Genomic DNA, 11,586 nt, shown 5'->3' on the forward strand with positions numbered 1-11,586 from the left:
AGCGCGGCCCGGCCTCCGCCCGGCGGCAGCGTCACCCGCCACAGCGCCGCGCCCACGCCCTGCTCGTGGTCCGGCTCGCCCCGCGCCTCGTCGTGCCGGAGGGAGACGCGCTGGGGGAAGGGCTGCGGGGACAGCTCCTCCACGGCAGCGTCGGGGGCGTGCAGCCTCACCCACGTCTCCCGCGTGCCGCGCACCACACAACGCGTCCCCTCCACCCCGAAGGCCAGCTCCGGCGCCCGCTCGTGCGTGTGGTGCATATCCCGGTCCGCGAAGAAGCCCCCCAGGGTCAGCGTGACGGCCTCCCGCGCCTCCACCTCGTAGAGAAAGACCACCGCGCCCGAGTGCCGGGGCATGAAGGTTCGCCGCCGCACCCGCACGCCGCCGACGAGCTGCTCGCGCTCGGGCAGCAGGTCGCGCAGGGTCACCCCGGTCAGCCACGTCAGGCCGCCGCCCTCGAAGACGTTCGGGGCCAGTTCCAGCGCGTGCAGGCTGACCTCGCCCTGGCCCGTGCTCACCCGCTCCAGCGGCGAGACGAGGTGCTGCCAGCGGCCCACCGGGGGCTGGTGGCTGACCGCCAGCCCCGAGTAGCAGCGGGTAGGCACCCCGGCGAGGCTGCTCAGCGCGAAACCGCCCAGCCCGTCGCTGAGCAGCACTTCGAGGTCGGGGTCGCGGGCCTGAAGGGGACCATAAGACCGGAGGGCAGCGGGTGAGGAGGACATGGGCCTCAGCATGCCGGGCGCGGGGGGGCGCGTGGTAAACTGCCTTGTCCCGCCAGAACTCCGGTGGACGACAGCCGCCTTCCAGCCAGCGTGCAGGAGGCGTGCGGAGGTGATGAAAATAGCGAAAGAACACAAGGTCAACGAGCAGATTCGCGTCCGGCAGATTCGCTTGATCGGCGCGGAGGGCGAGCAGATCGGGATCATTGACACGCGCGACGCGATGACGATGGCGCGTGAGAAGGGCCTCGACCTCGTGATGGTCAGCCCGCAGGCTGTGCCGCCCGTTTGCCGCCTCCTCGATTATGGCCGCTTCCGCTACGAGCAGCAGCAAAACGAGAGGGAAAACCGCAAGCGTGCCCGTGGTCAGGAGGTCAAGGCGATCAAGTTCCGTGTCAAGATCGACGACCACGACTTCAAGACCAAGACCGGACACGTCCGCCGCTTCCTCGAAGAGGGCCACAAGGTCAAGGTCACCATCATGTTCCGTGGCCGCGAGCGGACCCATCCCGAACTCGGCGAGCGCATCTTGCACCGGGTCGCCGACACCCTGGCCGACATCGGCGCCCCCGAGGGCATGCCCTCCATGATGGGCATGGACATGAACATGATCATGGCTCCCAAGGCGGCTCCCAAGCCCAGGGCCACCGAGTCCGGCGAGGCCCGCGCCGACGAGGGGCAAACCGCCGAGGCTCCGGCTCCTGCCGGGGAAGCTCCGGTCAGCCCGGCCCCGAGCGCGTAACCTTTTCCAGCCTTCCAGCGGCCTGCCTCCCGGGGTGGGCCGCTGGCCTGTTGTGGGCGGTGTGGTGGGTGGGGGCAGAGAGTAGGCGGTGCAGCCTGCCCTGACTGGTTGAAGCCCGGTCCACCTTCTGCCCGCGCCCGAGCGGCTAGGCTGCGGCCCATGATCAAGATGTACACGACGAGCTGGTGCCCCGACTGCGTGGTCGCCAAACGCGCCCTGACCCAGAAGGGCATTGCTTTCGAGGAGATCAACATCGAGCAGGACGAGGCGGCGGCCGAGTACGTGATGAGCGTGAACGGCGGTAAGCGCAGCGTGCCCACCCTGGTAAGCGGCGACGTGGCCCACAGCCTCAGCGGCTTCCGCCCGCAGAAGCTCGACGCCTTTCTGGCCGAAGCCGGGCTGTAACGCCGGCCCTGGGTGACAGGGAGAGGGGTCGGCATGGCCACGGCATGGCCACCTCCCCTGCTTCGTTCCCCAGCCGCATGCGGTTGCCCCCGCCCCGCCTCGCCCGCTATCCTGCTTCCCATGAGCCTCCTTGCCCATCACTCCGGTCTGGTGATGAGGGCGGGAGCGTCCCGGCGACAGCCGATGCCCGGTCAGGTCACGCGAACTTCCTGCGCCTGAAAGCCCCTCAGCGGCTCTCAGGCGTTTTGCTGGATCACGCGGCCAGACCGGGTCTTTTCTTGCCTTTTGCCAGGCCTTTCTGAAGGAGTTTCCATGCACGTCACCCTCCCCGACGGAAAACAACTCGATCTGCCCCAGGGCGCCACGGCCCTCGACGCCGCCCGCGCCATCGGCCCCCGCCTCGCAGGTGACGCGCTGGCCGCAACCGCCAACGGTGACCTGGTAGACCTGATGTCCCCGCTGCCCGACGGGGCGAGCATCACCCTGATCACCAAGAAGAACCCCGCCGAGGCCGCGCCCCTCTTCCGGCACTCGCTGGGCCACGTGATGAGCCAGGCGGTGGGCGAGTTCTACCGCGCCAAGGGCTACGGCCCGCAGGACATCAAGCGCGGCGTCGGCCCCAGCATCGAGAACGGCTGGTATCAGGACTTCGATCTGCCCGAGCCGCTGCGGGAAGAAGACCTGCCCGAGATCGAGCGGATCATGCGCGAGATTATCGGGCGCGGTCTGGACTTTTCCCGCCGCGAGGTCAGCAAGGACGAGGCGCTCGCGCAGTTCCCCCACGACCCCTACAAGGCCGAACTGATTCGCGAACTGCCCGACGATGAGGCGATCACGCTCTACCAGCAGGGCGACTACGTGGACCTCTGCCGGGGGCCGCACTTCCCGAACACGGGCAAGCTTCCGGCCGCCTTCAAGCTGATGTCGACCAGCGGCGCGTACTGGCGCGGCAACGAGAAGAACCCGATCCTGCAGCGGATTTACGGGGTCGCCTTCGCCACGGGGAAGGAGCTCGACGGGTACCTTGAACGGCTGGAGGAGGCCAGGCGGCGTGACCACCGCAAGCTGGGCCGCGAGCTGGAACTCTTCACCATCGATCCGATGGTCGGCAAGGGCCTGCCGCTGTGGCTCCCGAACGGCACGGTGCTGCGCGAGGAACTCAGCCGCTTCCTGAAAGAGCAGCAATTCCAGCGCGGGTATCAGGGCGTGGTGACGCCGAACATCGGCAACCTCGACCTGTTCCGCACGTCCGGGCACTACCCCTACTACGCCGAGAGCCAGTTCAATCCCATCGACGTGGACGACGAGCAGTACATGCTCAAGCCGATGAACTGCCCCTTCCACGTGCGAATCTACGCCAGCAAGCCGCGCAGCTACCGCGACCTCCCGGTGCGGCTGGCCGAGTTCGGCACGGTGTACCGCTACGAGATGAGCGGCGAACTCAATGGCCTGACCCGCGTGCGCGGCTTTACCCAGGACGACGGACACATCTTCGCCCGGCCTGACCAGCTCAAGAAGGAATTCCTGGACGTGCTCGACCTGACCGTTTTCGTCCTGAAGACCTTCGGCATGGAGGACGTGCGCTTCCGGGTGGGCGTGCGCGACCCCGAATCCGACAAGTACGTCGGTTCGCCCGAGAACTGGGACACCGCCGAGCGCGGAATTATGGAGGCGGTGGAGGAAGTCGGCCTGCCGTATGCGGTCGAACCCGGCGACGCCGCCTTTTACGGCCCCAAGCTGGACTTCATCGTCAAGGACGTGCTGGGCCGCGAGTGGCAGCTCGGGACCATCCAGGTGGACTACAACCTGCCCGAACGCTTCGACATCTCGTATGTGGGCGAGGACGGCCAGGACCACCGCCCGGTGATGATCCACCGCGCCCCCTTCGGCAGCCTGGAGCGCTTCGTGGGCATCCTGATCGAGCACTACGGCGGCGACTTCCCGCTGTGGCTGGCACCCCGGCAGGTCGTGGTCATTCCCATCGCCGACCGCCACATTCCTTACGCCGAGACGCTCGCCAGCGAGTTCAAGGCTGCCGGAATGCGCGCCGAGGTGGACGACTCCGCCAACCGCATGAACGCCAAGGTCCGCACGGCCGAACTCTCCAAGATTCCGGTCATGCTGATCGTGGGCGATCAGGAGGAGGCGCGGCGCGAGGTCAGCGTCCGCGAGCGGACCCCGGAAGGCCACAAGGAGCGCAAGGGCGTGGACTTCGCCGGGCTGCTGGCCGAGTTGGGGGAACGGGTGCGCACGCGGGACTGATACGGACTCCGATGGAGTCGCCTACGAAGTGATTCCATCCGAGCGGAGGCGAGAAGGAGAAAGGGCGGGTTCCGGGAGATGGATGGACTTCCGGTGGTGTTCCGGAAGTCAAGGAATTGGACGGAATCCGTATGAGTTCCCTGAGTTCAACCAGTCTTGGCCGTCCCCGGTGGGTGGGGACGGCCACTTGCCATACCGCCGCCTTGAATCCGGTGCCCGTGGCCGCTACGCTGGACCATCTTCAAAATTCAGCGCAGTCCTGCAAGGAGTGGTGGATGATCCGATTCTGGAAGGTGGCGGCCCTGATGGCCGGTTCGGCGGCGTTGCTCACGGCATGTGGGGGCACAGCCCCGCCCAGCACTGCGGCAGGCTTGCAGGCCCAGGCCCGCAAGGCTCCGGCCCCCGCGCCCACGCGGGATCCCATCCTGTTCGTCCACGGCTACAACTCCAGCGGCTCGGTCTGGACCACGATGGTCGGGAGCTTCAAGCGCGACGGCTGGACCGACGCGGGGCTGTTCGCCTGGAGCTACGACACCCGGCAGTCCAACGCGATCACGGCCGACCTGATCCGGCAGAAGGTAGACGAGATTCTGGCACAGACCGGGGCGGCCCGCGTCGACGTGATCACCCACTCGATGGGCGGGCTGTCCTCGCGCTACTACCTCAAGAACCTCGGCGGCGACGCGAAGGTGGACGCCTGGGTCTCGCTGGGCGGGCCCAACCACGGCACCGATTTCGCCCTGGCCTGTTTCGACGCCTCCTGCGTGGAGATGCGCCAGGGGTCCAGCTTCCTGACGGCCCTGAACAGCACCGACGAGACCCCCGGCGTCTCCCGCTACGGTACCTGGTGGTCGCCCTGCGACGAGATCATCAACCCCGACCGGAGCGTGCTCCTGAGCGGCGCGGCAAACACCCAGACCGCCTGCCTGACCCACAGCCAGCTGTACCAGAGCAGCACGGTCTATGCCGGGGTGCGCGACTTCGTGAACCGTTGAGGCCACGGTTTACCGCCGCTGGGCTTCCTCGGCCAGCACCGCCTTCAGCAGGTCGGGCCGGTCGGTGATGATCCCGTCCACGCCCATGCGGATCAGGCGGCGCATCTCGGCGGGGTCGTTGGTCGTCCATACCTGCACGGCCACCCCCCGCGCGTGCATGGCCCGCACGAAACCGGGCGTGACCACCGTGATGTTCCCCGCCCGCACCGGCACCTGCGCGACCCGGCCCGGCAGCGGCGCCAGCCCGGCCAGGCCCACCTTGCCCAGCAGCACGGGCAGACGCAATTCGCGCTCGGTCATGCTGGTCACCACCTCGGGGCAGGCGGTGCGGAACTCGTTCAGTGCCCGGTCACTGAAGCTCGCAGCGATCACCCGCCCGGTGGCCCCGGCGTCCCGCAGCGCCTTGCAAAATGGCGCGGCGATACTCGGCGATTCCTGCTTGAGTTCGATGATCACCGGCAGGTTCGGAAATTCGGTGAGCACCTCCGAGAGCAGCGCGACCTGCACCCCCTGCCCCCGGTAGGGAAAGGTCTGGCCTCCGTCTGGCGAGAAGGCGTAGCCCGCGTCGGCGGCCCGCACCTGCGCCAGCGTCAGGTCCGCGATGGGGCCCCGCGTGTCGGTCAGGCGGTCGAGCGTGGCGTCGTGCGAGAGCACCAGTACGCCGTCGCGGGTGGCATGCATGTCCATCTCCAGCAGGTCCACGCCCAGTTCGGCGGCGTGTCGGTAGGCGGGCAGCGTGTTGCTGGGGCGCAGGAGTTCGCCGCCTTGGTGCGCGATGTTGAGGGTGCGGCCCTGGACATAGGGGTTGGCGGGCGGAGTGCTGGCGGCACAGCCGACGAGGAGCGCGGCGATCAACCCGGCAGGCAACAGTCTGGACATGGTGCTTCCCACTGTAGCCTGCGCCGCCGTGCGCTTTACAGCTCCGGGGGGCCGTGCTAACATTCCTTCCGCTGGGAGAGAAGTGCCCTCCAGCCCCGCCCCAAGGCGCTGTAGCCAAGTGGTAAGGCAGAGGTCTGCAAAACCTCCACCACCGGTTCGAGTCCGGTCAGCGCCTCCAAGATTTTCCCCGCAGCCTCCGCGCTGCTCCCCGGTACAGACTCGTAGCTCAGGGGTAGAGCACTACATTGACACTGTAGGGGTCAGGAGTTCAAATCTCCTCGAGTCTACCAACACGGCTCCCGCTCAGGCGGGGGTTTTTCCTTTTGGGAGGACAAGACGAAACCCCCGGTACCTGTCCGGGGGTCGTCCTGTACGTGCAGGTGCCTACTCCTTGACGCCTCCGGCCACGGTTCCGCCCACGAAGTAGCGCTGGAAGCCGTAGAACAGGCCCACGATGGGCAGTGCCCCCAGGGTTGCGGCGGCGGCAAAGATGCCCCACTGGGTCGAGAACTGACCCTGGGTGAAGCTCAGCAGCATCACGCCGACGGTCCACTTCTCCACGCCAGTCAGCAGCACGTTCGCCAGGATGAACTCGGCGTAGGTGCCGATGAACTGGTTCAGGAAGATAAAGGCCAGCATCCCGCCCGAGAGCGGCAGCACCACCCGCAGGAAGGTCTGCCAGCGGGTCGCGCCGTCCTCTCTAGGGGTCAAAAGTCAGATGGAGGCTTGAGAAGTCGGCTCCTGTACGGTGTTTTCTGCAATGAAAGACACCCGGAGCCGACCCGCTCAGTCTAGCCTCACTGCCCTGCTTGCTGAGCACTTCCCGCTTGATCCTCGTCGCCTGACCGTCCTGNTCGACGTAGCCCTTGAAAATCCAGGTATTGAAAGCGATGGCCCCGCCCGAGTAGGCCAGGATCAGGCCGGTGAAGGTGTTGGTCAGGCCCAGCAGCACCATCAGGGCGTAGACGGCCACCAGTGCCAGGAAGACTGGGAACATCTGGATAAAGATGTAAAAGAGCAGCATCTGGAAGCGCCCCGGAAAGCGCAGCCGCGCCATCGCGTACCCGGAGGTGGTCGAGAGCAAGATCGCCAGCACCCCGGTCAGCCCCGACACCAGCATGGTGTTGCGGACCGACAGCACGAAGCGGCTCTCGTTGTCGGGGCCGGTGAACTGCGCCGGGGTCATGAAGGCCACCAGCACCGCCAGCGCCCCGACCAGCGCGTACATCGCCCAGGTGCGGGCGCGGGCCAGGCGCTCGCTCTCGCGGCCCAGGCGACCCACCAGCGCGAGCAGCAGCACCGCCGCCAGCGCCGCCCCGCCGACCCCTGCCAGCAGCAGTTGCCAGCCCGGGATGGTGATGCCGTTAAACAGCCGGGTGAAATTGTCCAGGTTCAGCACGTCCAGGTTGGGCAGCAGACCGGAGCGGTAGAGAACACTCGGGTTCTCGAAGTCGGGGAAGGCGAACAGGCTGTTGCGAGGGTCGAAGGCCGCCAGCAGCACGTAGAAGAGGGGATAGATCGCCACCAGGACGACCAGAATCAGAAAGAGGTGCGTGAGCTGGTCGCCCAGCACCGCGAAGTAGCTGATCCGGCGCCCGGTGCGGGCCTGCCCGACGCGCTGCCCGATCAGGCTGGTCAGCGCCAGCACGCCGCTCGCCGCCAGCAAGAAGAGCAGGAAGCGCACCCAGCCCCGCTCCACAAAGTAGATGGAAAAGCTGCGCTGACGGTCCTGCATGCTCTGCACGAGGAAGTACGCCAGCACGCCAAACCCCACCAGCAGGGCGGCCAGCACCAGCCAGGGCAGGGCGCGGCGCAGCAGACTCGGTTCCTGGTGGACGTAGCCGCCGGGAGGCAGATTCTGGTCACGGGGAGCGGTGGTCATCGCCGGGCCTCCTCAAACACGCCTGCCGCCTTGAAATTCACCAGGCTGATGGCGAGGGTCAGGAAAAAGATGATCAGCGCGATGGCGCTGGCCAGGGCGTAGTTCTGCCCCCCGCTGGCTGCGAACGCGGTGTTGTAGCCCCACGACAGCAGGATGTCGGTGCTCTGCGCGGTGGCCTCGCGGCCTTCCTGCGGCGGCCCGCCCTGGGTGAGCAGGTAGATGATGCCGAAGTTGTTGAAGTTGAAGGCAAAGCCCGACAGCAAAATCGGGGTAAAGGAGGTCCGCAGCAGCGGCAGCGTGATGCTCTGAATCTGCTGCCAGCGGCTCGCCCCGTCGATGCTGGCCGCCTCGTAGAGGTCGTCGTTGATGGTTGCCAGCGCACTGATGGTGGCCGTCATCATGTAGGGAAAGCCCAGCCACAGGTTGACCAGCAGCACGCTGATCTTGGCCCACAGAGGATCGCCCAGCCAGGGAATCGCCGCAATGCCCAGCAGTCCCAGCGTCTTGTTCACGATGCCGAACTGCTGGTTGAGCAGCGCCTTCCACATCTGCACGCTGATCACCGCCGGAATCGCCCAGGGCAAGAAGAGCAGCGTGCGGTAGATGTTGCGTCCCTTGAGCCGCTTGTTGTACAGCAAGATGCCCAGCAGCAGCCCGGCGAGGGCATTGATGACCACGGTGGCAAAGGCGAACGTCACCGTCCACAGGAAGACCGGCCACAGCGCACTGCTGGCCCGTGCGAAGATCTCGCGGAAGTTGGCCAGACCCACGTTCTCGTAGCGGTTGATGCGCGTCACGCTCACGGGAACGAAGGTCTCGGCGACGGGCGCGGCAAGGGTAATGCTGCGACCATCCACCGAGGCGATCTGGGACCGCACGGGGGTAGAGGCATCCTCGTCGTACAGCACTGCCGTGTCACCCACGCAGGTGGGATTGACGCAGCGCAGGAACCCAGCCAGGGCCTCACTGTCCGGAATCTCGGCCAGTGTGAGCGTGCGGCGGTCCGGCGAGAGCGCCGCCTCGGTCCGCACACCGGTATCAGGGTTGCCGCTGTTCTGCCCGCTGTAGTTGGTAAAGGCGTAGTTGACCGTGAGTACGATGGGCAGCACCGTGAACGCTGCGAGGAACACCAGCGACGGCACGAGGTAATACCAGCTCACCATCCAGGGAAAGAGCCGCGCCACCACCGGCATGCCCAGCAGCAGCGCCCCCAGGGTGTACACCAGAATCAGGTAGGGAGGCGCTTCGGGCACAAAGCGGGCCGTCACACCGGACAGCAGCCAGCCGATCAGCACGGCGCCGCCCAGCAACACGGCCAGAATCAGAATCGCCAGCAAAATGCCGCGCATGCCGTCCGGGGGAACGGTGGTGCGCGGTCGGGGAGAAGACGCGGTCAGGGTCATAGGGGTAAGGGACCTCCTGGGACACGAGGGGCGGGAGAGGAACCCGGGGCAGCCGGGACGGCACCGGGAACGTGAAACTGGCTCTCACCATACTCCTCTGCAGGCTTCGGCGGAGCAGCCTGTCCCCGGCACAAGACCTGCTTGAGAACCACACCTGCGCTCAGAACACCCACTCAGAGCAACACAGAGGAGAGGCCGGGTGCGCCTGGCCTCTCCTCTGTGCGGAACTTAAATCACTTGATGTTCTTGTTGATCTCCTGCACGGCCCGGTCGTTGATCTGGGCGTAGTTCTGGTTGGGGCGCTGCACGCTCTGGGCGACCGCGTTGCTCCAGGGGGCCCACACTGCGCCCATCTCCACGACGTTGGGCATCGGGGTGCCCAGGCTGATGGTCCGGCCGAAGCCCACGACCACCGGGTCACTCTTGAGCTTGGTGCGTGCCGACAGGCTCACCGGAATGCGCCCGCCCGCCTTGTTGAAGGAGACCTGCGCGTCGCTCTTGACGATCTCGCGGGCGAACTGCGCCGCGACCGCCTTGTTCTTGCTGTAGGCGTTGAGCATCGCGCCCTGCACGCCCACGAAGGGGCTCCACTTGCTGCTCGCGCCGGGAGGGGTGGGGAAGGGCACAATGCCGAAGTTGATGCCTGCCTTCTTGAAGTCGTCCATGTCCCACGGGCCCGTCAGGACCATGGCGAGGCGGCCGTCCACAAAGGCACTCTTGGCGGCGCTGCCGTCCACGCCCTCAGGGACGAGGTTGTACTTGTAGCGCAGGTCGTTCAGGAACGCGCCCGCCCTGTCGGCACCCGCGTTGGCGAGACCCACGTCCTTGGTGTTGACCGTGCCGCCCGTGTTCTTGAACACGTAGCCACCGTAGGCGCTGATCACGCCGTAGTTCATGTAGGCGTTGCTGAGGTCCGTCAGGAAGCCGAAGCGGCCACTGCCGGTGTTCTTCTGGGCCGCGCTGAGAAACTGCGACCAGGTGGTCGGAGCGTTGGGCACCAGCTTCTTGTTGTAGACCAGAGCGACGGACTCGGCGAACATCGGCAGGCCGAACAGCTTGCCCCGGTAGGTCATGGCCGAGAGCGCGGTCTTGTCCAGGTCGCTGCGGCTGGTCACGTAGCGGTCCATCGAGTCGATCACGCCCGCCGCTGCAAGCTGCCCGAGGCGGTCTTGCGGCAGCGTCAGCACGAGGTCCGGGCCCTGACCCTTGGGCGCACTCTGAATCAGCTTGTCGGGAATCTGGTCAAAGGGCACGCTGACCAGCTGAACATTGTGGCCGGTCTTGTTCTTGAACGCGGTCGCCTGAGAGCGGAGCCAGGTCAGCTCACCCTCACCGAAGTGGGTCCAGACCGTGATGTTGGCCGCGCTGGCGCTTCCCAGCAGGGCGAGGGACAGGACCGTCAGTGCTTTTTTCATGGCAACTCCTTGGAGAAGCGGACTTTTCCTGAACCGCTTCCAGTGATGGAACGTGCAATCGGGCCACCTGGGAGGTCGGGCAGAGCCGAGACAATATGGGGAATTCACTCCGGTGACTGGGGACCAGTATAGGCAACAGGACGAGACTTGACAAGGGTAGACTCAAGGCTGTTCTTTCACGTTTCTGTCAGGAAAAATGCATCTTATTGCACCGACTTCAAAGAAGCTGACGCCCGGGGGAAGATCAGGGGTTTGAACGTCCTGACCGGTCGGTCAGGTGGGGTGCTAGACTGACCCCATGACCGCCGCTTCTCCCCGCCCACGCGGCCCCCTCTCGCCCAAGGTGATCCTGTTCCTGACCATCTTTGTCGCCATGCTGGGCCTGAGCGTGCTGTTTCCCATCATCGCGCCGCTGGGACGGGAACTTGGCCTCTCGGTGACGCAGATCGGGTGGTTCTCGACGGCGTACAGCCTCGCGCAGTTCGTCTTCTCGCCGATCTGGGGCAGCCGCAGCGAGCGGGTGGGGCGCAAACCGGTGCTGATTCTGGGATTGGTCGGCTTCTCGCTGAGCTTCGGGCTGTTCGGGGTGCTGGCGGTGTTGGGGGCGCAGGGGGTACTGGCTGGGGGGGTGCTGTTTGGCCTGCTGGTGGCCTCCCGCGTGGTGGGCGGCATCCTGTCGAGTGCCACCCTGCCCACCGCCCAGGCGATGATGGCCGACCTCAGCAGCGAGAAAGATCGCGCCGCCGCGATGGGGCTGATCGGCGCGGCCTTCGGGCTGGGCGTGGTGTTCGGCCCGGCGCTGGGGGCCGCGCTCTCGGGCTTCGGGCTGACCGCGCCCATCTTCTTCAGCGCGGGGCTGGGGCTGCTCACGGCGCTCGCCGCGTGGC

The 11,586-nt window shown here is 66.5% G+C and carries 10 protein-coding genes, 2 tRNA genes and 1 pseudogene; 8 read left to right on the plus strand and 5 right to left on the minus strand.

Going from position 1 to position 11,586, the window contains the following annotated elements; genetic code table 11:
• Positions 1 to 719, minus strand: a 719-nt coding sequence (locus QOL99_RS10705) for a glycogen debranching enzyme N-terminal domain-containing protein (protein ID WP_285523731.1), incomplete at its 3' end; no start/stop codon positions are given.
• Between the two features lie 109 nt (positions 720 to 828).
• On the opposite strand from QOL99_RS10705, the gene infC reads away from it, so the two are divergent.
• From infC to QOL99_RS10725, 4 genes are all read left to right on the plus strand, one after another.
• A complete protein-coding gene (infC, locus tag QOL99_RS10710) occupies positions 829 to 1,458 on the plus strand; it encodes a translation initiation factor IF-3 (protein ID WP_285523733.1) in 630 nt (209 codons plus the stop codon).
• A gap of 159 nt (positions 1,459 to 1,617) precedes the next feature.
• Positions 1,618 to 1,863 (plus strand): glutaredoxin family protein, encoded by a 246-nt coding sequence (locus tag QOL99_RS10715; RefSeq protein ID WP_285523735.1) that lies wholly within the window; start codon positions 1,618 to 1,620, stop codon positions 1,861 to 1,863.
• Positions 1,864 to 2,175: 312 nt separating this feature from the next.
• Positions 2,176 to 4,125, plus strand: a complete 1,950-nt coding sequence (gene thrS / locus QOL99_RS10720) for a threonine--tRNA ligase (protein ID WP_285523737.1) — start codon at positions 2,176 to 2,178, stop codon at positions 4,123 to 4,125.
• A gap of 275 nt (positions 4,126 to 4,400) precedes the next feature.
• On the plus strand, positions 4,401 to 5,120 hold the full coding sequence (locus tag QOL99_RS10725) for an esterase/lipase family protein (protein ID WP_285523739.1): 720 nt from the start codon (positions 4,401 to 4,403) through the stop codon (positions 5,118 to 5,120).
• A 9-nt stretch (positions 5,121 to 5,129) separates the two neighbouring features.
• On the opposite strand, the gene QOL99_RS10730 is transcribed toward QOL99_RS10725, so the two are convergent.
• Entirely contained in the window at positions 5,130 to 5,999 is an 870-nt protein-coding gene (locus QOL99_RS10730) for a glycerophosphodiester phosphodiesterase (protein ID WP_285523741.1), read from the minus strand.
• 104 nt (positions 6,000 to 6,103) lie between these two features.
• On the opposite strand from QOL99_RS10730, the gene QOL99_RS10735 reads away from it, so the two are divergent.
• Positions 6,104 to 6,177: transfer RNA gene (locus QOL99_RS10735), tRNA-Cys, on the plus strand.
• 37 nt (positions 6,178 to 6,214) lie between these two features.
• Positions 6,215 to 6,289, plus strand: a tRNA-Val gene (locus QOL99_RS10740).
• Positions 6,290 to 6,383: 94 nt separating this feature from the next.
• On the opposite strand, the gene QOL99_RS10745 is transcribed toward QOL99_RS10740, so the two are convergent.
• On the minus strand, positions 6,384 to 6,710 hold the full coding sequence (locus tag QOL99_RS10745) for an ABC transporter permease subunit (protein WP_407650171.1): 327 nt from the start codon (positions 6,708 to 6,710) through the stop codon (positions 6,384 to 6,386).
• Between the two features lie 49 nt (positions 6,711 to 6,759).
• On the opposite strand from QOL99_RS10745, the pseudogene QOL99_RS17845 reads away from it, so the two are divergent.
• Positions 6,760 to 6,867, plus strand: a pseudogene (locus QOL99_RS17845) (IS4 family transposase); the annotation flags it as partial.
• Between the two features lie 1,010 nt (positions 6,868 to 7,877).
• On the opposite strand, the gene QOL99_RS10755 reads toward QOL99_RS17845, so the two are convergent.
• Both QOL99_RS10755 and QOL99_RS10760 read right to left on the minus strand, forming a co-directional pair.
• Positions 7,878 to 9,284 (minus strand): ABC transporter permease subunit, encoded by a 1,407-nt coding sequence (locus QOL99_RS10755; RefSeq protein ID WP_285523743.1) that lies wholly within the window; start codon positions 9,282 to 9,284, stop codon positions 7,878 to 7,880.
• Positions 9,285 to 9,517: 233 nt separating this feature from the next.
• The gene (locus tag QOL99_RS10760; protein ID WP_285523745.1) at positions 9,518 to 10,699 is read right to left on the minus strand and encodes a sugar ABC transporter substrate-binding protein; all 1,182 of its coding nucleotides are present in this window, start codon (positions 10,697 to 10,699) and stop codon (positions 9,518 to 9,520) included.
• 298 nt (positions 10,700 to 10,997) lie between these two features.
• On the opposite strand from QOL99_RS10760, the gene QOL99_RS10765 reads away from it, so the two are divergent.
• Positions 10,998 to 11,586, plus strand: a 589-nt coding sequence (locus QOL99_RS10765) for an MFS transporter (RefSeq protein WP_285523747.1), incomplete at its 3' end; no start/stop codon positions are given.

The organism is Deinococcus rhizophilus, from assembly GCF_030271215.1.
GTDB lineage: Bacteria > Deinococcota > Deinococci > Deinococcales > Deinococcaceae > Deinococcus > Deinococcus rhizophilus.

What these genes read in the sequence shown, in the direction of transcription:
- QOL99_RS10715 (WP_285523735.1), top strand. Translation starts at nt 1,618, where the DNA reads ATGATCAAGATGTACACGACGAGCTGGTGCCCCGACTGCGTGGTCGCC.
- thrS (WP_285523737.1), top strand. Translation starts at nt 2,176, where the DNA reads ATGCACGTCACCCTCCCCGACGGAAAACAACTCGATCTGCCCCAGGGC.
- QOL99_RS10725 (WP_285523739.1), top strand. Translation starts at nt 4,401, where the DNA reads ATGATCCGATTCTGGAAGGTGGCGGCCCTGATGGCCGGTTCGGCGGCG.
- QOL99_RS10730 (WP_285523741.1), bottom strand. Translation starts at nt 5,999, where the DNA reads ATGTCCAGACTGTTGCCTGCCGGGTTGATCGCCGCGCTCCTCGTCGGC.
- QOL99_RS10755 (WP_285523743.1), bottom strand. Translation starts at nt 9,284, where the DNA reads ATGACCCTGACCGCGTCTTCTCCCCGACCGCGCACCACCGTTCCCCCG.
- QOL99_RS10760 (WP_285523745.1), bottom strand. Translation starts at nt 10,699, where the DNA reads ATGAAAAAAGCACTGACGGTCCTGTCCCTCGCCCTGCTGGGAAGCGCC.